16 protein-coding genes are annotated in these 22,389 nt (G+C 28.7%); 15 read left to right on the forward strand and 1 reads right to left on the reverse strand.

All coding sequences use genetic code 11. The features are described 5' to 3' along the window. Nucleotides 1-40 precede the first annotated feature (40 nt). The 9 genes from der (at nucleotide 41) to ACFOWD_RS00475 (ending at nucleotide 13,200) form a co-directional block, all read left to right on the forward strand. Complete coding sequence (gene der, locus ACFOWD_RS00435; protein WP_377407194.1) at nucleotides 41-1,351, forward strand: ribosome biogenesis GTPase Der; 1,311 nt, start codon at nucleotides 41-43, stop codon at nucleotides 1,349-1,351. A 96-nt stretch (nucleotides 1,352-1,447) separates the two neighbouring features. Then, nucleotides 1,448-3,394 carry a leucine-rich repeat protein gene (locus ACFOWD_RS00440; RefSeq protein WP_377407196.1) on the forward strand — a complete coding sequence of 649 codons (1,947 nt, stop codon included), beginning with the start codon at nucleotides 1,448-1,450 and terminating at the stop codon, nucleotides 3,392-3,394. 176 nt (nucleotides 3,395-3,570) lie between these two features. After that, complete coding sequence (locus ACFOWD_RS00445; RefSeq protein WP_377407198.1) at nucleotides 3,571-5,094, forward strand: tetratricopeptide repeat protein; 1,524 nt, start codon at nucleotides 3,571-3,573, stop codon at nucleotides 5,092-5,094. Further along, entirely contained in the window at nucleotides 5,095-6,708 is a 1,614-nt protein-coding gene (locus ACFOWD_RS00450) for a glycosyltransferase family 2 protein (RefSeq protein WP_377407200.1), read from the forward strand. Between the two features lie 3 nt (nucleotides 6,709-6,711). Beyond that, nucleotides 6,712-7,482: a glucose-1-phosphate cytidylyltransferase gene (rfbF, locus tag ACFOWD_RS00455; RefSeq protein ID WP_377407202.1), complete on the forward strand. Its 771-nt coding sequence runs from the start codon at nucleotides 6,712-6,714 to the stop codon at nucleotides 7,480-7,482. Continuing rightward, entirely contained in the window at nucleotides 7,476-8,582 is a 1,107-nt protein-coding gene (rfbG, locus tag ACFOWD_RS00460) for a CDP-glucose 4,6-dehydratase (RefSeq protein WP_377407204.1), read from the forward strand. The genes rfbF and rfbG overlap by 7 nt, the downstream gene beginning before the upstream one ends. Further along, a complete protein-coding gene (locus ACFOWD_RS00465; protein ID WP_377407206.1) occupies nucleotides 8,570-9,475 on the forward strand; it encodes an NAD-dependent epimerase/dehydratase family protein in 906 nt (301 codons plus the stop codon). The genes rfbG and ACFOWD_RS00465 overlap by 13 nt, the downstream gene beginning before the upstream one ends. Nucleotides 9,476-9,478: 3 nt before the next feature. Beyond that, nucleotides 9,479-10,660 (forward strand): glycoside hydrolase family 26 protein, encoded by a 1,182-nt coding sequence (locus tag ACFOWD_RS00470; protein ID WP_377407208.1) that lies wholly within the window; start codon nucleotides 9,479-9,481, stop codon nucleotides 10,658-10,660. A 152-nt stretch (nucleotides 10,661-10,812) separates the two neighbouring features. After that, on the forward strand, nucleotides 10,813-13,200 hold the full coding sequence (locus tag ACFOWD_RS00475; RefSeq protein WP_377407210.1) for a GAF domain-containing protein: 2,388 nt from the start codon (nucleotides 10,813-10,815) through the stop codon (nucleotides 13,198-13,200). Here the strand turns inward: ACFOWD_RS00475 and ACFOWD_RS00480 are convergent. Beyond that, complete coding sequence (locus ACFOWD_RS00480; protein ID WP_377407212.1) at nucleotides 13,197-14,402, reverse strand: Pycsar system effector family protein; 1,206 nt, start codon at nucleotides 14,400-14,402, stop codon at nucleotides 13,197-13,199. The two genes, ACFOWD_RS00475 and ACFOWD_RS00480, sit on opposite strands and share 4 nt — an antisense overlap. A gap of 112 nt (nucleotides 14,403-14,514) precedes the next feature. Here ACFOWD_RS00480 and msrB point away from each other — a divergent pair, with 112 nt between their 5' ends. Genes msrB through ACFOWD_RS00510 form a run of 6 tightly spaced genes read left to right on the forward strand, consistent with a single transcriptional unit; the run spans nucleotide 14,515 to nucleotide 22,388 of the window. Next, entirely contained in the window at nucleotides 14,515-14,967 is a 453-nt protein-coding gene (msrB, locus tag ACFOWD_RS00485) for a peptide-methionine (R)-S-oxide reductase MsrB (RefSeq protein ID WP_377407214.1), read from the forward strand. Then, nucleotides 14,960-15,493: a peptide-methionine (S)-S-oxide reductase MsrA gene (gene msrA, locus ACFOWD_RS00490; protein WP_377407217.1), complete on the forward strand. Its 534-nt coding sequence runs from the start codon at nucleotides 14,960-14,962 to the stop codon at nucleotides 15,491-15,493. The genes msrB and msrA overlap by 8 nt, the downstream gene beginning before the upstream one ends. Beyond that, nucleotides 15,490-17,046, forward strand: a complete 1,557-nt coding sequence (locus ACFOWD_RS00495; protein ID WP_377407219.1) for a protein adenylyltransferase SelO — start codon at nucleotides 15,490-15,492, stop codon at nucleotides 17,044-17,046. Before msrA ends, ACFOWD_RS00495 begins: the two co-directional genes overlap by 4 nt. Before the next feature lie 36 nt (nucleotides 17,047-17,082). Next, a complete protein-coding gene (locus ACFOWD_RS00500) occupies nucleotides 17,083-18,102 on the forward strand; it encodes an XdhC family protein (protein WP_377407220.1) in 1,020 nt (339 codons plus the stop codon). Next, a complete protein-coding gene (locus tag ACFOWD_RS00505; protein ID WP_377407222.1) occupies nucleotides 18,103-18,687 on the forward strand; it encodes a nucleotidyltransferase family protein in 585 nt (194 codons plus the stop codon). A gap of 8 nt (nucleotides 18,688-18,695) precedes the next feature. Beyond that, entirely contained in the window at nucleotides 18,696-22,388 is a 3,693-nt protein-coding gene (locus ACFOWD_RS00510; RefSeq protein ID WP_377407224.1) for a metallophosphoesterase, read from the forward strand. Nucleotide 22,389: the final 1 nt, after the last annotated feature.

A 22,389-nucleotide genomic window follows, 5' to 3' on the forward strand; every position in this document is an offset into this window, starting at 1 on the left:
CTTTAGTAAATTGTATCTTTGCAAAAAATTTCATCTTAAAATGAATAGTATAGTTGCCATTGTTGGAAGACCAAATGTTGGAAAGTCTACTTTATTTAACAGACTTGTACAAAGAAGAGAGGCTATTGTTGACGCTGTAAGTGGTGTTACTAGAGATAGGCATTATGGAAAATCGGATTGGAATGGTAAAGAATTCTCTGTAATAGATACTGGGGGTTACACTATTGGATCTGATGATATTTTTGAAGAAGAAATTAGAAAACAAGTTGCTTTAGCAATTGATGAAGCTGACATTATTATTTTTGTTGTAGATGTAGAAGATGGTATAACACCTATGGATGCAGAAGTAGCAAACCTGTTAAGAAAGGTAAAAAAACCAATTTTTATAGCCGTAAACAAAGTTGATAATGCAATGAGAGCTGCAGATGCAGTTGAATTTTACAACTTAGGTTTAGGCGACTATCATACAATATCATCAATAAATGGTAGTGGTACAGGAGATTTATTAGATGCTGTAGCAGAAAAATTAGCTGAACCAGAAGAAGTAGATTTAGAAAAAGATGAGCTTCCAAGATTTGCTGTTGTTGGTAGACCAAATGCTGGTAAATCATCATTTATAAATGCGTTAATTGGTGAAGACAGAAATATTGTTACCAATATTGCTGGTACAACTAGAGATTCTATAGACACAAAGTATAATAGATTTGGTTTCGATTTTAATTTAGTAGATACTGCAGGAATACGTAAAAAATCTAAAGTTAAAGAAGATTTAGAATTTTATTCTGTAATGCGTGCAGTAAGAACTATCGAATATTCTGACGTTATTATTTTAGTTGTTGATGCAACTCGTGGTTTTGAAGGCCAAGATGAAAAGATTTTTTGGTTAGCAGAAAAAAACAGAAAGGGTATTGTTATCTTAATTAATAAATGGGACTTAATTGAGAAAGAAACCAATACTATGCGCGATTTTGAAGCTAAAGTTAGAAAACAAATAGAACCTTTTACAGATGTACCAATCGTTTTTATTTCTGCATTAACCAAACAACGTTTGTTTAAAGCTATAGAAACAGCTGTAGAAGTTTTTGAAAACAGAAAAAACAGAATTGCAACAAGTAAGCTAAATGACACTGTTTTAGAAATTGTAAAAAGCTACCCACCACCAGCAATAAAAGGTAAGTTTGTAAAAATTAAATATTGCATGCAATTACCTACACCTACTCCTCAATTTGCGTTTTTCTGTAACTTACCTCAATATGTAAAAGATCCATACAAACGTTTTGTTGAGAACAAGTTAAGAGAAATTTATAATTTTAGTGGAGTACCTATAACAATTTACTTTAGACAAAAATAACAAAATCAATTCTTTAGTCTTTTTTTTAAAAAAAAAGAAATATATTTTTAGTTCTCAAATAAATAGATAAATTTGCTTGAATCTCATAAACTAAAAATGAAAAAAATATCCTATTTAACCCTTACCCTATTATTTATTTATACATCTTGCTCTAGCCCAACAACTGGTGAAGATGTAGATAATGTTCCTAATGCTGTAGATGATACAGCAACAACAATAGAAAATACAACAGTAAAAATAAATGTTTTAGCTAATGATGATTTTGGTTCTGATGGACCAAACACAGGAGCTATTACACTTACTTCTGGCACATCAGCAAATGGTGGTGTTTTAGCTGTAGACTTTGCTGGCACACCTGATAATCCAACAGACGATAAAATAGATTACACACCTAGTTCAGACTTCACTGGTGTAGATACTTTTGATTACAGAATAATTGATGCTGATGGAGACAGATCTTTAGCAACTGTTACTGTTACAGTTAACCCAGATGATGGTAGTCTTGCTATAGGTGCTACTTTTGAAGATGGCGATTTAAAATTTACTGTTACAAGCAGAGCAAATAAAGAAGTATCTGTAAGTAAAAGTACAGATGATGGTCCTTCAGGAGTATTAAATTTACCTGAAAGTGTTACTAAAGATGGAACTACTTACATGGTTACAAGTATACCAAATGAAGGTTTTTCTTATTGTTATAACATAACAAACGTTACAATACCAAATGGTTACACAAGCATAGGTAGTTTAGCGTTTTATAATGATTATAGCATGACAAGCATTGACATTCCTGACTCTGTAACAGAAATGGGTAATGATGCTTTCGGAATTTGTGTTTCACTAGCTACTGTAAACATACCTTCTGGTACTTCTCATTTATCTGATGGTATTTTTGCAAGTTGTAGAAGTTTAGCTAATATTACTATACCATCTACTATTACAAGTATTGGTACTGGAGTATTTTATGATTGTAGTAGTTTAAACAATGTAACAATACCAAGTAGTGTTACAAATGATAATATGGGTACAGCTGTTTTTGGTTTATGTGCAAGTTTAACAAATGTTACTTTTCCTGATAGCTTTACAACTATACCTAATGAAACTTTTTACGCTTGTAATAACTTAGAAAGTTTTACAATACCTAACAATATTACAAGTATTGGTGCTTCTGCTTTCTACGAATGTAGTGTATTAAAAGAAATAACAATACCTAATACAGTAACAAGTATTGGTAATGCTGCTTTTGGAGCATGTGTAAATTTAACGAAAGCTGTTATACCTGATAATATTACAACTTTACCAGATAATTTATTTTATCAATGTTTTGATTTAGTTGATGTTAACATACCAGCTTCAGCCACTTCTTTAGGTAGTAGTGTGTTTTATGACTGTAATAGTTTACAAAATATAACTATCCCAAATACAGTAACCTCTATTGGGTCAAGTGCTTTTGGTAACTGTACAAACTTAAAAAGCATAACAATTCCTGATGGAATTACAACAATTGAAGAAACAACTTTCTTTAACTGTAGAACAATTACAGAATTTAATATTCCAAGTAGTGTAACAAATATTAAAAAAGGTGCATTTGCTGGTTGTAATAGTATTACTGAAATTACATTACCTGCAGGCATAACTTCAGTTCCAGAAATAGGTTTTTATAACTGTAACAGTTTAACTAAAGTTAATATGCCAAGTAGTGTAACTACTATTGGATCAACTGCTTTTGGCAACTGTGTTAGTATAACATCTTTTGACATACCAAACACAATCACAACAATTTCTGAGCAAGCATTTTTTCAATGCACAAGTTTAACAGATGTATCTATACCAAGTACTGTAACTAGTATTGGAGAAAGAGCTTTTTATAATTGCTCTGTATTAACTAATGTTTCTGTAGATATTGCTTCTCCTTTAACAATAGATGCAAATGTATTTGAATTCATTTCTTTAGGTAACTCTACATTAAAAGTACCAGCTGCATCTGTAAGCACATATACTGCTGCAGATGTTTGGAAAGATTTTGGATCTATAACATCTTTATAATTAAGACTATAAAAAAAGAAACTTAAATTTAAGTTTCTTTTTTTTTGCCCTATTTATAAATTTTAAAATTGTTGAAAACTCTTTAATAATAAAAAGGTTATCACCAAAAAAGTAATATATTTGAAATCGTATTTTTAAAATAGTTTTTTCCCTATTGAAATAAAAAAACTCAAAAAATGACGAACATTTTTGTAGCAAGTGCTATTTCTAGAAATTTAAGAAATAGTTTACTTTGCTTTTTATTGATTATTAGCTATACAGCTATACCTCAAAATCAGATTTCTAAAAAATCTTCTGCAAAAGAATCTTTACCAATAAACTTAAGTAAAGACGATTTATTTAATAAAACAAAACAGCTTATTTCAAATAAAGAGTATAAAAAAGCTAGTAAATTAATGAGAATAAATTATGCTAGATTCTCAGATAATTTTGAAATAAATTGGCTTTATGCTCACGTTTTTTGGTTAAACAATAAGCCTACAAAAGCAAAGACAAAGTTTAAAAAGGCTTACTCTATCAACAACAATAACAAAGAGCTTCAATTAGATTATGCAAGGTTTTTATATCAAAATGGAAAAACTCAAGATTTAGAAAAGTTTCTAAAACAATCTAATAATTACGAAACTAAAGATGCTGAATATTTATTAATGCAAGCCAACTCTAATTTTTGGAAAGGAGATATTAAAAAAGCAAAAGAGAAAATAAAAATTATTAATGAAACCTATCCAAATAGTGATATAACAAAAAAACTAGAAGAAGAAATAGAAGACTTAACAGCTGGTTATATTAGAACTAATTTTGAATATCAAACAGACTCACAACCTTTAAACTATTTTGGAACTCACATTAAAATTGGAGAGTATGTTTCTAGATACTTAAATCCTCAATTAGAAATAAGTAATTATAATTTTTCTCCTCAAAAAGAAAGTGCTTTAATTGTTAATTTAAAAAACGAAATTTATTTTGATCGTATTAAATTATCTGCAACAATTAATGGAGGAATATATGCAAACAATAGTGATAAAACTGATTGGATTGGAGGTTTAAGTCTAAAGAAAAGTCTTTTTGAAAAGACTTCGTTAAAACTAGGTTACATAAAAAATGCATTATTTTCTACTATAGCAAGTACAACCTTTAACTTAACACAACAAACTGGTTTTGCAGAATTAGAACATGAAAATAAGTATGTAATATTTAATGCTGGTTTTAATCATAATTTTTATGATGATGGTAATTATATTAATTCTATTTCTTCATGGATTTTATCACAGCCTTTAAAAGTTTACAAGTTTAGTTTTCAATTTGGTTATGGCTTTAATTACACAGATGCTAAAGATATTTTATTTATCTATGATAATAGTGGTGAAGGAGTTTATGACCCATACTTTACTCCAGAAGAACAACAAATTCATTCTGGTCTTTTTATATTACAATACACACCTACTAAAGACTTAACTATAAAAGGTAAGTTAAATTATGGTATAGAAGCTATAGTTCAAAATCCATATCCTGTTGAAGTGGCACCAAATGATTTTGAAATTGGTGGTTTTTATGAAGCTCCTTTTGATTATATGGATATTGAAGGTTCCATTAATTACAATTTTTCGAAAAAATTCTCTGTGAATGCAACATATATTTTTCAAGAAACATTTTTCTATGATAGACAAAATATTAATGTCGGATTAAACTTTACATTTTAAATGAATTCGAAATTAAGAGACGATTTATGGCAATTTAAAGAAGCTAAAAAAATAAATAATTTTGATAAGGCTGTTTTTTTAGGACTTACTTTTGCTGGTATTGCAAGTATGTTTTATTTAACAGAATGGTGGTTTAGAGGAGAACATATAGCCAATCTATTCTTATTTATTTTACTTACGCTTTTTTTCTTTTATGGATTATTAAGGGTGGCTTTAGTTTGGATTAATTATCTAAGAATTCAAAAACCATTAGAAGTACCCACACCAGAAGAAAATTTAAGTGTTGCCGTATTTACAACCTCTGCTCCTGGAGAACCTTTATCTATGTTCGAAAACACTTTTAAAGCTCTTAAAAATTTAAATTACCCTCACACAACATACTTATTAGATAGTACAGAAGACATAGCTTTTAAAGAACTAGCAGAAGAACATGGAGTTGTCTGGTTAGATTTAGCAAATATACCAGGAGCCAAAGCTGGTAAAATAAATGAAACATTAAAAAGAACAAAAGAAGACTTTATATTAATTTTAGATCCAGATCATATTGTTTTTCCAAACTTTTTAGACCAAACATTAGGTTTTTTTAAAGATGAAAAAGTTGGGTTTGTACAAGTTAGCCAAGGTTATTATAACATGTATCGTTCTTTTACAGCAAAAGGCGCAGCAGAACAAACCTATACTTTTTATGGACCAACTCAAATGGGGCTTTTTGGGTATGGAAGTGCGGTTGCAATTGGTGCAAATTGTACTTTTAGAAGAAAAGCTTTAGAAAGTATTGGGGGACATGCACAAGGTTTAGCAGAAGACCTACAAACCTCTTTAAGAATACATGCAGAAGGATGGAAATCTATTTACAATCCTGTAATAGTAAGTCGTGGTTTAGTACCAGAAGATTTTACATCATTTTGTAAACAACAATTAAAATGGGCAAGAGGTGTTTTCGAATTATTGTTTGATGAAATTCCAGGTACTCTTAAAAAATTAACTTTTTGGCAGAAGTTATCTTATTTATCAATAGGTACATACTATTTATTTGGCCCAATTACTGCGTTTTTTATATTTATACCTCTATTATTTTTTACTACAAAAATAAGTCCAGCAGCAATGGATTTTACAGAATTTATAATATTAGGTAGTCCAATATTAATTATTGCATTAATTATATATGCATATGCTCAAAAATTTCTCTGTGATCAGAAAACAGAAAAAGGAATTCATTGGAGAGGAATGGTCTTGAAATATTCTTGTTGGCCAGTTTTTACATATGCCTTTTATTTAACGCTAATCAATAAAAAAATTCCTTATATTCCCACAGCAAAAATAGCAGTAAAAGGGTTTATGAATCCTTTTGTAAAACCATTAATTTGGTACTGTATATTATTCATTTTAATGATAACTGGTGTTTATATAGAACGTCGTTATTATATCCCCGAAAGTGAATTAATTCTAACAGCAAAGAAAACTTGGGCCATGATTGGTTTTGCTTTAATAGCATTTATACAATTTATTGGTGGAATTGGAGCTGCATATAAATCATTATTTATAAAAGCAGAAAATGCATGGAGTAGAATAAAAGTAAAAGAAAACAAAAGTATTATAGTAAAAAACAACTAACACATGAAAGTAGTAATATTAGCAGGGGGTTTTGGAACCAGATTAAGTGAAGAAACACATAGTATACCTAAACCAATGGTTAAAATTGGAGATAAACCAATTATATGGCACATTATGAAACATTACTCGAGTTTTGGTTTTAATGAGTTTGTGATTCTTGGAGGTTATAAGTGCTATGTAATTAAAGAATATTTTGCCAATTATTTTTTACATCAATCAGATGTAGAATTTGATATTGAAAACAATTCAATGAAAATATTAGATTCTAATTCAGAAAACTGGAAAGTAACCATTTTAGACACTGGTTTACATACAATGACTGGTGGTAGAATTAAAAGAGCTGCAAAATATTTAAATGAGCCATTCTTTTTAACTTATGGTGATGGTGTTAGTGATGTAAATATTAAAAATCTTTATGACTTTCATAATTCTCACAATCAAAAAGTAACTATGACTTGTGTACAACCAGATGGAAGATTTGGTGCAGTAGACATTAATTCAGAAACAAGTGTAATAAATACTTTTATGGAAAAACCGAAAGGAGATGGAGCTTGGATTAATGGTGGCTTTTTTGTTTGTGATCCAGAAGTAATTGACTATTTAGAGGATGATACAACAATTTTTGAAAGAAAACCTTTAGAAAACTTAGCAAATGATAATGCATTAGCTGCTTTTAAACATAAAGGATTCTGGAAACCAATGGATACATTAAGAGATAAAAATCAATTGGAAGATAAATGGAAACAAAACCTAGCTCCTTGGAAAACATGGTAGAATTTGAATCTCTTTTTAATGGCATTTACAGTGGTAAAAAAGTACTTTTAACTGGTCATACAGGTTTTAAAGGTTCTTGGTTAGCTCTTTGGCTAGAAAAAATGGGTGCTTTTGTTTATGGTTTTTCTTTAAAAAACACAGATGAACTAAATCATATTGAGCTTTTAAACCTAAATATCAACGAAAAAATTGGTGATATTAGAAATTTAGATGTACTTCAAGAGTACTTTAATGAAGTACAGCCAGATATCGTATTTCATCTAGCTGCCCAAGCTTTAGTAAGACCATCTTATGATGACCCTATAGAAACTTATTCTACTAATGTTATGGGAACACTTCATGTTTTTGAAGCATGTAGAAAAACTCCATCAGTAAAAGCTATTGTAAATGTAACTAGTGACAAATGTTATGAAAACAAAGAATGGCTTTGGGGTTATAGAGAAAACGAACCAATGGGTGGTTATGACCCATATAGTGCTTCAAAAGGCTGTTCAGAAATACTAACCTCATCTTACAGAAACTCTTATTTTAATGTAAATGATTATGGTAAAAAACATAACGTTTTATTAGCAAGTGGAAGAGCAGGAAATGTAATTGGTGGTGGTGATTGGGCTGTAGACAGATTAATACCAGATATTGTTAAAGCAACTGCTATAAACGAAGCTGTATTAATTAGAAATCCTAAAGCCACTAGACCTTGGCAACATGTTTTAGAGCCTTTAAGCGGATATCTTAATCTAGGAGCAGCATTACTTAAAAAAGATGTAACAAAAGCGGAAGGATTTAATTTTGGCCCAGATAATAATAGCAATTTACAAGTTGGTGATATTGTAACTTTATCTCATAATTATTGGAATGATATTCAGATTAAGATTAATGAGAATAAAGATGAGCACCATGAAGCTAATTTACTGATGCTAGATTGTACAAAAGCAAATAAAGCTTTAAAATGGAAAGCTGTTTGGGGTATAGACAAAACAATAAGTACTACAATTAATTGGTATAAAAAATATTATGAAAATAATGATATAAATTCTTTAGAAGATTTATCAAATTATGTTTCTGATGCAAAAGCTGCAAATATTTTATGGGCACAATAAGTCTTAAGAATAAAAAAATTATAGTTGTAGGAGGTAATGGCTATTTGGGTTCTTTTTTAGTAAAAGCTTTAAAAGAGAAAGAAGCTAAGGTTTTTATAATTTCTAAAAATTGTAAAAATTCTGACAATGAATTTAGAGTTGATATCACAAATTTTGAAGATGTTAACACAATTATCCAAAAAATTAATCCTGATATTGTTTACCATTTAGCAGCAAACATTAGTAGAACAAGAGATTTTTCTATTTATAATTCTATGGCTGCTGTTAATGTAGATGGCACATTAAATATTCTTAAATCATTAGAAAATATAGACTCTCATTTTATATTTACCTCATCTAGTGAAATTTATGGAAATAATATTTCTCCTTTTAAAGAAGATCAAGCTCCAAAACCAGTTTCTCCATATTCTTTAACTAAGATTAATGCAGAAATGCTAATCGAAACTTATTGTAAAAACTACAATAAAAAATATACTAATCTAAGATTATTTAACTTTTTTGGTGAATTTATGCCTGAAGATTTTTTTATTCCTCAAATGATAAAAACACTTAAAAGAGGCGAAGATTTTTTAATGACAAAAGGAGAGCAAGTTAGAGACTTTTTATATGTAAAAGATGTTGTAAATGCTTTACTTTTAACAGCAGAAAATACAAATTCTCAAAATCAAACATTAAATGTTTGTAGTGGTGTTGGTACTAAGTTAAATGAGCTAGCATCTTCTATAAATAATTATATAGAATCAAAAGCCAAAGTTGTTGTAGGAGCAATCCCTTACAGAGATAATGAAGTTTGGGAAATGATTGGTAGTAATACAAAAATTAAGAATAAAATAGGTTTTGAACCTAAATATACTGTTGATGAGGGTATTAAAATCCTTATAAATCACTTATAAATTATGTCGAAAATTAAAAAAACATCAAGAAGACTTGTTAACGTAGCTATAGCTTTAGTTGTTGGTTATATTGTTATCTATGGTTTTGCAGCTTTAAGTAAAAGATCTAAAGGACCATTGGGTGGATTTTTAGAGAACGTTAGCAACATGGTTCAAAATATAGAACGCGATGCAATATTAGAGAAAAGAGAAAATTTAAGAAGTAATAAATTAGAATGGTTTAAAGATCAAAGAAAAAATAAGTTCTCTTTGTTAAAAACAAAATATATTCTTTTTGGTGCTTCTGATGATAGCAAAGAATCATATGAAAATATATTTAACTTAGAAGATTCATTAGCTTTAACATTTCCAATCATTAGTATTTATGGTGCTTGGGGAGAAAATGCAGAGTACAAATTTCCAAGAAATGAAGTTGATGCGATCATAAGAGTAGGTTCTATACCAATGATTACTTGGGAACCTTGGTTAGATAAATTCTCTGTAGAAAACTTCCCTAATATTAGTCCTATAGAAACCAGGAATAAAAAAGGGATGGCATCTGTTGCAGCTGGGCACTATGATGCATATATTAAAGAATGGGCTACAGAAGCAAGAAAGGTAAATTATCCTATTTATTTACGAGTTGGTCATGAAATGAATGACCCATATCGTTATCCATGGGGTCCACAAAACAATGAGCCAGAAGAGTTTGTAGCTGCTTATAAACATATTAGAGACGTATTTGAGAGTGTTGGTGCAAAAAATGTGATTTGGGTTTGGAGTCCGCATTTAACCTATGGTAAATTTCAAGAATACTATCCAGGAACAGACTATGTAGATGTAGTTGCTACAGGTGCACTAAATTACGGTACAAGTACAAGTTGGAGTGATTGGTGGACTTTTGAACAAATTTTTGGTAATTATTACAAAACATTAGAGTCTTTTTATAAACCAATTATGTTAGCTGAATTTGGTTCTTTAAAACCTGGTGGAGATAGAGCTCAATGGTTTGCAGATGCTTTTAATAGATTTCAATTTAAATACCCTTATGTAACATCTATTGTTTTCTTTCATTATTCAAGTGATGGAAGTACAACTTATAAAAATGTAGATTGGTATATTAAAGATGATTCAGAAGTTACCACAGCTATTAAAAATGAGCTTAAAAATTGGGACCCAAAAAGTAAACAACCAGACATTAAATAGATTCTAAAGATTAAAAAATAAATCTTTATTATTATTTTAAACTATTTTTTTAGTAACCTATTGTAGTTACTAATGTAACATTATACAAAATATTACGTCTAAACAGATGTTAACTTACAATTACGTAAATTTGCACATAATATTTTGTTTGCATGAATGTAAAAATATCTAATAATGTTTCTCATGTGGAGTTACCTTTAGAACTCCATATTTCTTTTAATAAAGTTTTGTCTTTGTTTGAGAAATACTCTCATGAGGATTTTTCTGATCATCCATTTTATGAAGCAGCAAACAAAATGGTTAATGTCTTTTTTAATAATAAAGATTTAAAAGACGGTTTTAAAGATGAAGATCTTTTAGAAAAATATAGTAAAGAAATAAATTTAGTACTAGATCCATTATTTCCAGAACCTTTACTTTTAAATGAAATTAAAGCAGCAACTGTTCCTTTTTCTTTCACCTCATTTAAATTTACAACTCGTTTTCAAAACATTTTAAATAATGCTGGAGACGATTATAAATTAAAAGTAAGAAACTTTGAAGAAGACAGTATGTACATTATGGCATGTACCTATATACTAGCAACTGTTTATGATTTTAAGGTAGATGTTAAAAGACCTTTTTATTTTGATATTCCAGACAAAACAACTGGAACAATGAAATATTACAGAGCTACTTTTAACGCAGATTTTTCTGAAATTACACCAACTGCAAACGCACCAAAATTAACACAAGAAGATTTTAGACATCTCTTAAACAACTATGATAATATTGATATTTGGAAAGAGAAATTCCCTCCAAATAGCTATGTTTTTAAAGGTTTTGGATTAATTAGTTTATTTGATGTTACTTCAGAAGAAATGGTATCTACCATAAAAGCCAACTTATTATCTGGAGGTGACAATTTAATTTACAGACTTCAAAATAATTTAAGAGATTTTTATAGCATAAAAGATTTATTATTAGGCTATTCTATTTTTGACAATATCAACCATAAAATTTGTCAAAATAAAATTAAAAGAACAAACAGTATTATCTTAAATAATAATGACGAAATAAATTGCTCTTCATCTTATTTTTGTGATAGTATCATGCAAAAAGTTTTTGTAGAACATGAAACTTTTATCATCTCTGACGTTGGTGAATATGGGCAAGCTACTAATGAAAATGGTTTTTATAAAACACTATATAACTCAGGTATAAAAAGTATTATAATTATACCAATAAAAGCAACAGTAAATGGTGATTTAGCACTTTTAGAAATAGCTTCTCCAAGATCTTATGATTTAAATTCTGTTAACATTAATAAATTAAAAGATATTATTCCTGTTTTTGAAGCTGCTGTAAAAAGATCTTCAGAAGAAAGACTAAATATTTTAGAAGCAACTATTCAAGAAAATTACACCTCTATTCATAGTGCAGTTAAATGGCGTTTTTATGAAGCTGCAGAAAAGTATTATGAAGAATTACAGTCTAATGAAAATGCAAAATTAGAAGAAATTGTTTTTGATGATGTTTATCCATTATTTGGACAGTGTGATATTAAAGGCTCTTCTGATGCAAGAAATAATGCTATACAAGAAGATTTAACAACACAATTAAACCTTGCTATAAATGTTTTAAAAGAAGCTTGCGAAAAAGAAAACTTACCTATTTACAAAGAGTTAATGTTTAGAGTTTCTACTTATCTAAAAGATGTAAAAAGTGGTTTAAATGCTGGAGATGAAATAAATATTTTAGATTTCTTAAAAAGAGAAATATATCCAATTTTTGGTCATATTAGAGTTTTAAGTCCATCACTTCATGAAAAAGTAGACGTGTATATGGATCGTTTAGATGATGATTTAGAAGTAGTCTACGAAAAGAGAAAAGAATATGAAGATAGTGTTACTCTTTTAAATGAAAAACTAGCAAGTTTTATTGATAAAAAACAAAAAGAAGCTCAAAAAATGTACCCTCATTATTTTGAGAGATATGTTACAGATGGTGTCGAATTTAACATGTATATAGGTCAGTCTATTACTAAAGAAGATAGTTTTGATGACATCTATTTATTTAATTTAAGATTATGGCAATTACAAACCATTTGCGAAATGGAAAACATTGCTTACAACCAACTACAAAATATGAATCATGAATTAAGAGTTGCTTCTTTAATTCTAATTCATAATAATCCTATGGCTATTAAATTTAGAATGGATGAAAAACAATTTGATGTAGATGGTGCTTACAATATTAGATACGAAATCATTAAAAAAAGAATTGACAAAGCATTTATAAAAGGCACAGAAGAACGCTTAACTGTTCCTGGTAAAATTGCAATTGTTTATTCTCAAGATAAAGATGCTTTAGAATATATTAAATACATTAACTTTTTACAATCTAAAGATTTACTGGGTAATATAGAATACTTACAATTAGAAGATTTACAAGGAGTTTCTGGTTTAAAAGCTTTACGTGTAGAAGTTATTTATCAAAAAGATTTTGATGGTAAAACAAGTATAACTTTAGAAGAGCTTTTAACTCAAATCGAATCTTAAACAGGCGTAATTTCTTGCATTCTAAAAGCAAGCGCAAATGCTATAACACTTACTATTATACCTATCATAAAAACTGTGTAGGTTATTCTTAATAAGCCGTATTTTCTATTTAAAACTAGCCCTAAGAAATATAAATCTTTGGTTAAAGAACCATATAAATAATCTCTATCTTTCATCATTTCAGAAATTCCCCACTCAAACTCATCTAACTTCATTTTATGAAAGTTTCCAAAGAAGATTAAGTTCACTTTTTTATTAGCAACATCTTCTTTCGTAAATTTTCCTTGAGTAACATTTGGTCTTGTAGCCATAATAGAAAGTATCATACAAGCAACTGTAAATAAGATAAATATAACAGAAGGCACTAATAAATAATCGTTTGATGGATTATCTAATTTTGGAATTAATGTTGAAAAAGACATAGATATAATAATTGCATTTACAGACAGTAAAATATTAGCTTTTGTATCTGCAATATCACTTAAAGTAATATGATTTCTTAAAGCCACTCTAAACATAGTTTCTATACCTCTTTCTGGAGATTCTACTTTATGTTTTTTAATTTGAAGAGATGCTTCTTTTTGATTAAATTTTCTTAAATCTTTTTTTAAGCTTTTTTGATTTTTTATCAACTTCGCCAAGTTTTTAGCTTTGGCTTTACTCCAGTTTTTTAAAGCATAATCTGTATGAAATTTTTGAGTATCTGTAAAGAAATGAATATTCTCTTTTATCCATCCTTCATCAGTAAATTTTTTTGCACCAGTTAACTCCCACTCTTTTCTTAAAAGTGCAGCATAATCAAAAAACTTCTTAGAAGCTAAATGTGCACAATCTGCATCAATTATAATTTTTTCTAAAAGAGAAGTGGGTGTTGCACCCATTTTAGTGGCTAAAATAATGTTAGATATTATTTCTATATCTTCATCAGAAACTTTGTTTTCTTTTAACCATTTTGTTGCAATTTTAACACTTTCTTCCTCATGGTCTTCTGCACCATGAATAAATCCTATGTCATGAAACCATGCTGCAATAAGTACTTTATTTTTATCTTCTTCTGAGACCTCTATACTTTCACAAATTTCATTGGTTTTACCAACAACCCTTTGAGTGTGAGAAATATTATGATATATATAATTTTTATTTAAATTTTTGTTTAAAAAATTTAAAACATAAAGTTCTGCCTTTTCAATTAATTCACTCATCTCAAAAAAATTTACATTCAAAAATAGTGAAATTAATCAACTTTTAATTGCGCTATTTTAGTTGTAATTTTATAGTGATTTTTGAGACAAACGAAATCTAAAAGAATATTATATGATTACATGGAAAGATATTATCAGCTACACCAATAAAGGAAACTTAAAACCCGATAAAAAAGTTGAAAAAACTGAACAAGAATGGAAAGAAATTTTAACTCCAGAACAGTTTAGAATTACAAGACTAAAAGGAACAGAGAGACCACATTCTGGAGCACTTTGTAGCATTTATGATGAAGGTAAATATAATTGTGTTTGTTGTAATACTCCATTATTCGATTCATCAATTAAATTTAATTCTAGTAGTGGCTGGCCTAGCTTTACACAACCTATAAAAGAAAATGCTATAAAGTACCATAAAGACATTTCTTTTGGTATGGTTAGAGTTGAAGTACTTTGTAATATTTGTGATGCTCATTTGGGTCATGTTTTTCCTGATGGACCAGAACCAAGTGGTTTACGTTATTGTATTAATTCAGAATCAATGGTTTTAGATAAGACAGATGAATAACCTACAAGTTGCTACAGTTGGTGGAGGCTGTTTTTGGTGCACAGAAGCTGTGTTTCAAGAAGTAAAAGGAGTTAAAAAAGTAAATTCTGGTTATGCAGGTGGTAATGCACCAGGCAAACCTACGTACAGAGAAATTTGTTCTGGTTTAACTGGTCATGCAGAAGTTATTCAAATAACATTTGATGCAGATGTAATTTCTTATCAAGATATTTTAGTCATTTTTATGACTACTCATGATCCTACAACACTAAACAGACAAGGTGCAGATAGAGGTACACAATACAGATCAGTAATTTTTTATCATGATGAAAATCAACATAGAATAGCAAAAGAGGTTTTATCGCAATTACAACCTTATTTTAATGATAAAATTGTTACAGAAATAAGTGAGTTACCTATTTTTTATGATGCTGAACAAGAACATCAAGATTTTTATAAAAACAATATTGGTTATGGTTATTGTACTTACGTTATAGAACCAAAACTTTCTAAGTTAAGAAAACTACATTCAGATAAACTAGCATGATTTTAAACATCAAAGACAATTTTACAAAAGAATTACCTTCAGATCCAATTCTTGAAAACTCAAGAAGACAAGTTACTGAAGCTGTTTTTTCTTATGTAAATCCAAAAAAAACAAAAGATCCAAAAGTTATTCATACATCAATTGAGATGGCAAATGAATTAGGTCTTTCTGCAGATGATTTAAAATCTGAATTCTTTAAAGATATTGTTACTGGTAATAAAATATATCCAAATACAAAGCCCTATGCTATGTGTTATGCAGGTCATCAATTTGGTCAATGGGCAGGACAATTAGGTGATGGAAGAGCCATCAATTTATTTGAAGTTGAACACAATAACAAAAACTGGAAAGTACAATTAAAAGGCGCAGGTGAAACTCCTTATTCTAGGTCTGCAGATGGTTTAGCTGTTTTACGCTCATCTATAAGAGAATATTTATGTGCAGAAGCTATGTTTCATTTGGGTGTACCTACAACAAGATCGTTGTCTTTAAGTTTAACTGGAGACCAAGTTTTACGAGATGTTATGTATAATGGAAATCCAGCTTATGAAAAAGGAGCTATAGTTTCTAGAATATCACCATCTTTTTTACGTTTTGGAAACTTTGAAATTTTTGCTGCTAGAAATGATGTAAAAAATTTAAAAATCTTAACTGATTATACAATAAAACATCATTTTTCTCATCTAGGGAATCCATCAAAAGAAACATATGTCAATTTTTTTAAGGAGGTTTCTGAACGTACTTTAGATATGATTATTCATTGGCAAAGAGTTGGTTTTGTTCATGGAGTTATGAATACAGACAACATGTCTATTTTAGGTTTAACTATAGATTATGGACCTTATGGATGGTTAGAAGGTTTCGATTTTGGTTGGACACCCAATACCACAGACAGACAAAACAAAAGATATAGATATGGTAATCAACCTAACATTGGTTTATGGAATTTATATCAATTAGCAAATGCATTATACCCATTAATTGAAGATGCAAAACCTTTAGAAGATATATTAAACCAATATAAAATTGATTTTGAAAATAAATCATTACAGATGATGAAGTCTAAATTAGGACTTTTTAATAATGATAAAAATGACATTGAGCTGATTCATAACTTAGAAGATAATTTACAATTAACAGAAACAGATATGACTATTTTCTTTAGAGTTTTAAGTAATTTTAAAGAAGCTAATGTTGCTTTTAAATTAATTGAAAATGCTTTTTATGATGTTAATCATATTTCTGAAGAAATTAAAATCTCTTGGAATAATTGGTTTTTAAAATATCAAAACAGATTAGAAAAAGAAAATTTAACTCATCTAGAAAGAAAAGAAAAAATGGATGCTGTTAATCCTAAATATGTTTTAAGAAATTACATGGCACAATTAGCAATAGATGATGCAAATAAGGGTGATTACAAATTAATTGATGAATTATACCAATTGCTAAAAAAACCATACAAAGAACAACCAGAAAATGAAAAATGGTTTGCAAAAAGACCTGAATGGGCTAGAAATAAAATAGGTTGTTCTATGCTTTCTTGTAGTTCTTAAATAAAAAAAGTAATTTAGTTATCTACTACAACTTATATGATACACGAACTAAAAGAAATAATACATCAAGCATTAATTAATCAAGAAAAAGGATTAAAAAATGTTTTGGCTTCTGTTGTTTTTTTAGACGGTTCTTCTTACAGAAAGCCAGGTGTAAGAATGTTAATTTCTGAAGATTTAAATTCTGTAGGTGCTGTTAGTGGTGGTTGTGTAGAAAAGGAAATAATTCATCGTTCAAAAGCTGTTTTTGAAAACAATACAGCTAAAATTATTACTTACGATGGTAGATACAGACTTGGCTGTGAAGGTATCTTATATATTTTATTAGAGCCTTTTACTATTAAAAAAGAGTTTTTAGAAGATTTTACCAAAGCAACCTCAAAAAGAGAATCTTTAAAAATAGAAAGTTACTTTATTAAAAAGGATGAAACTTCTGGTGATTTTGGGTCTATAGTAACGTTTGAAAATAATAAGAAATTTCAATTTTTAGATGCTACAATTAATCCTAAAAATGAATTCGATTGTTTTACACAAATACTGCAACCTGCATTTAGATTAATTATCATTGGTGGAGAGCATGATGCAGTAAAGTTATGTAAAATAGCAGCTAATTTAGGTTGGGAGATTGAAGTTATTACTTCTGCAAAAGATCCTAAAACATTGCATGATTTTCCTGGAGCAAAAAGTGTTGCTGGTGAAAGCCCTGAGACTATATCTTTTTCAGGGATTGAAGAAAATACAGCTATTGTAATTATGAATCATAGTTACGTACAAGACTTAAAATACGTTACAAAACTTAGTAAATATCGTCCAAAATACATTGGAATTTTAGGGGCACCTAAAAGAAGAGAACGTTTATTTAATGAACTTTTTGAGTTTGTACCTGACATATCTGAAGAATTTTTAGATCAAATTTACACGCCTGCTGGTTTACATATTGGAGCACAAACTCCTGAAGAGATTGCTATTTCTATTATTGCAGAAATACTGTCTGTTATTAGAAACAAAGAGCCTTTTTATTTAAGAAATATAACTGATAAAATTCACAATTCTTAAATGTCTAAAATTGCTATTGTTATTTTGGCTGCAGGCAAATCTCTAAGAATGGGTTTTGCAAAACAGATCATAAGAATAAATAATGAACCTTTATTAAAAATTACATTAGATAAAATCGAATCTATTTCCGAGGACACGTATTGTGTTTTAGGTGCAAATAAAGATTTAATTTTAGAAGAAATTCATTTTAATAATACAGTAGTAATTGATAATCTTAACTATGAAAAAGGATTAAGCTCTAGCATTAGTATTTGTATAGAATTTTTTGAGAAAAAAAATCTTAATTATGATGGCGTTTTATTTGTTTTAGGAGATCAACCTGCCATAGAAACTGAATACTTTTTATCAATAATTAAGACGTTTAATGAACACAAAACAAAAATTATTGCAACAAATTATGATGGAAAAGCTGGTGTACCTGCTCTATTTCCTAAATCATTTTTTAAAGAATTAAAAATCATTAAAGGAGATAAAGGAGCAAGAGAAATACTCAAAAACAAACCAAAAAGTATTATTTTCGAGTCTTTTAAAACTAATCTAGTAGATATAGATACAAATAAGGATCTAATTGATTATAACAAATAAAATATACAATGAAATTTTCTAGATTACTCTTCTATATTTTTACCACTAGTATATTCATTTCTTGTGCTACAATTAAAATGCAGATTAAAGAAGGTCACACCTTTAAACCAAATAAAGAATCAGAAGTATTACATTCATTTTATTTAATTGGAGATGCAGGTAATTCTGAGTTATCTAAGAAAGATTCAGCACTTGTACTTTTAGAAAAAGAAATTACTAAAGCTAAGAAAAATTCTACCTTAATTTTTCTTGGAGATAATGTTTACCCAAAAGGTATACCTAATAAAAAAGACAAGTTATATAAACTTGCAAAACACAGGCTAGATGTTCAAATAGATATTGCAAAAAAGTTTCCAGGAAGAACTTTATTTATCCCAGGAAATCATGATTGGTATAGTGGTTTAGATGGCTTAAAAAAACAAGAAAAACTAGTTGAAGATGCATTAAAAAAGAAAAGTTTTGAACCAGATAATGGTTGCCCAATAGAGAGAATTGAAGTTAATAAAGATATCAACATTATTGTAGTAGATTCTCATTGGTATGTAACTAATTGGAACAAACATCCTGGAATTAATGACAAATGTGAAATTAAAACTAGAACTAAATTTTTTGAAGAATTTGAAGGCGAAATAAAAAAATCTCAAGGAAAAACTACTATTGTTGCATTACACCACCCAATGTTTACTAATGGTCCTCATGGAGGTTTTTATTCTTTTAAAAGCCACATGAAACCCACTCCTATTTTAGGTAGTGCTTTAAATATTTTAAGAAAAACATCTGGTGTTACAGATACAGATCAACAAAACGAAAAATACAACGAATTAAGAAATAGAATAATAACGATAGCTCAAGAAAACGAAAAAATTCTTTTTGTTTCTGGACACGAACATAGTTTACAATATATTGTAAGAGATAATTTGCCTCAAATTGTAAGCGGCTCAGGTTCTAAAATGACTGCTGTTAAAAATGTAAATGGAGGAGTTTTTGGTTATGGTACTCAAGGATTTGCTAGGTTAGATGTTTATAAAGATGGTTCTTCTACAGTACATTTTTACACTGCAAAAGATAAAAAAATAGTTTTTGAAGCTAATGTATTTAATGCTGATAGTAAACATTATTTTAAAGACTTCCCAAACGCAAAACTAAAAGTAAAAAAAGCATCTGTTTATTCAGATAATGAAGTAAATAAAACTGGTTTTTACAATTTTATATGGGGAGAACGTTATCGTAAATATTTTGGTAAAAAAATTTTAGCCCCAACAGTTAGTTTAGACACATTATTAGGTGGCTTAACTCCAATGAGAAGAGGTGGAGGTCATCAATCAAAATCATTAAGATTAAAAGACAAACAAGGTAGAGAGTATGTAATGAGAGCTCTTCGTAAAAATGCAGTGCAATATTTACAAGCTGTTGTATTTAAAGATCAATATGTAGAAGGTATGTTCGAAGATACTTTTACAGAAAGTTTGTTAATGGATGTATTTACAGGCTCACATCCTTATGCTCCATTTACAATTGATAAATTAGCTGAAGCCATAGATATTTATCATACAAAGCCAGTATTATATTACGTGCCAAAGCAAAAAAGTTTAGGTGAATTTAATGTTGATTATGGTGATGAATTATATATGATTGAAGAAAGAACTGATGAAGGTCATGGAGATAAGAAAAATTTTGGTTTTTCTAACAATCTTATAAGTACAGATGATTTAAGAAAAAATCTATTAAAAGATGAAAAATATGTATTAGACCAAGAAACATACATAAGAGCTAGATTGTTTGATATGTTAATTGGAGATTGGGATAGACACCAAGATCAATGGAGATGGGCTGAATTTAAAGAAGGAGATAAAATTGTATACAGACCAGTACCAAGAGATAGAGATCAAGCCTTTTCTGTTTTTGGTGATGGTTTTTTACTAAGATTCTTAACAAGTGTAATGCCAGGTTTAAGAGGTATGCGTTCTTATAATGAAGATTTAAAAGCACCAAAATGGTTTAGTTATTCTGCATATCCTTTAGATATGTTGCTTATAAATGCTAATAAAGAAATTTGGGACAAGCAAGTTGCAAGAATTCAATCACAAATTACAGATGAAGTTATTGAAGATGCAATGAATAAATTTCCTGATGAAGTAAAAGATGAAACCGTTAATGATATTAAAAGAAAACTTAAAGGTAGAAGAAGTAACCTTCAAAAGATTTCTGATCGCTATTACAAATACTTAAATGAATTTCAAGTAATTACTGGTACAAATAAAGACGATTGGTTTGATATTGAACGTTTTGTAAACGGAGATACAAAAATTACAATTTATAGAATTAAAGATGGTAAAAAATCTGATATTGTTATAGAAAGAAGGTTTTCTAAAAAAATAACCAAAGAAATTTGGATTTATGGCCTTGATGATGATGATGTATTTAACGTTACTGGATACAATGGAAAAAATTCAATAAAACTAAAAATTATTGGTGGTTTAAATAATGACATTTATGATATTAAAGCACCAAAAAACATAAAAATTTACGATCAAAAATCTAAAAAAAATACTTTTAAAACTCCTAATGTATCTAAAAAACTGACAGATGATTATGATACTAATACTTTTGAATATAAAAAATTAAAAAGTTCATCAAACACAATTTCACCTGCAATAGGTTTTAACCCAGATGATGGTATAAAAGTAGGTTTAAAGAATATTATTTTAGTAAATGGTTTTGATAGAAATCCTTTTACATCTAAACATGAAATCTCTGGCTTTTACTTCTTTGCTACACAAGGATATGAACTTAAATATTCTGGTGAATTTGCAAATGTATTTAAGCATTGGAATTTAGGTTTACAAGCAGGTTATAATAGCCCTAACTTTGCTAGAAACTATTTTGGTCTTGGAAATAACACTTTAAATCCAGAAGCACAAAAAGAAGATCCTAATTTAGATTTTAATAGAGTTAGAATAGAACGATTTAATGTGGGTTCTTTTTTACAATGGAGAGGTCATTTAGGAGCAAAAATTAAAGTAGCATTAGATTATCAAAGTTTTAATGTAGAAAGAACTCCTGGTCGTTTTTTAGAAACTGAATTCAACCAAAACAATAGACTTTTTTCTACACAACAGTTTGCTAATCTAGAAGCTGGCTATTATTACAGACATACAGATAATGAAGCTTTCCCTACATTAGGTGTAGAGTTTGAAACTAAACTAGGGTATACTACTAACTTAAATGAAAGTAGAAATTTTGGGTATAATATCAGTTCTTTAGCTATAGATCATAAGGTAATTCCTAATGGCAAATTAGTACTTGCTTCTAAAGTAAAAGGACATTTTAATTTTGGAAACGATTTTGAGTTCTATCAAGCAGCTAATATTGGAGCAAATGAAGGTTTAAGGGGTTTTAGAAATGAACGTTTTAATGGAAAAAATTCGTTTGTTCACACCACTGATTTAAGATGGAATATGAGTAGATTTAAAACAGGATTATTACCTTTAAGTATTGGTATTTATGGTGGTTTTGATTATGGTAAAGTTTGGGGGACACCTAATGACAGATTATTAATACCAAATAATATTACTAAACTTCACACATCTAAGGGTGGTGGTGTTTTCTTTAATGCTGCAAATATGTTTGTTGGTAGTATTGGTTATTTTAATAGTATAGACGGTTCTCGATTAGAATTTAGTTTAGGTTTCGATTTTTAAT

This window comes from Polaribacter marinivivus, assembly GCF_042651285.1.
Classification (GTDB): Bacteria; Bacteroidota; Bacteroidia; order Flavobacteriales; family Flavobacteriaceae; genus Polaribacter; species Polaribacter marinivivus.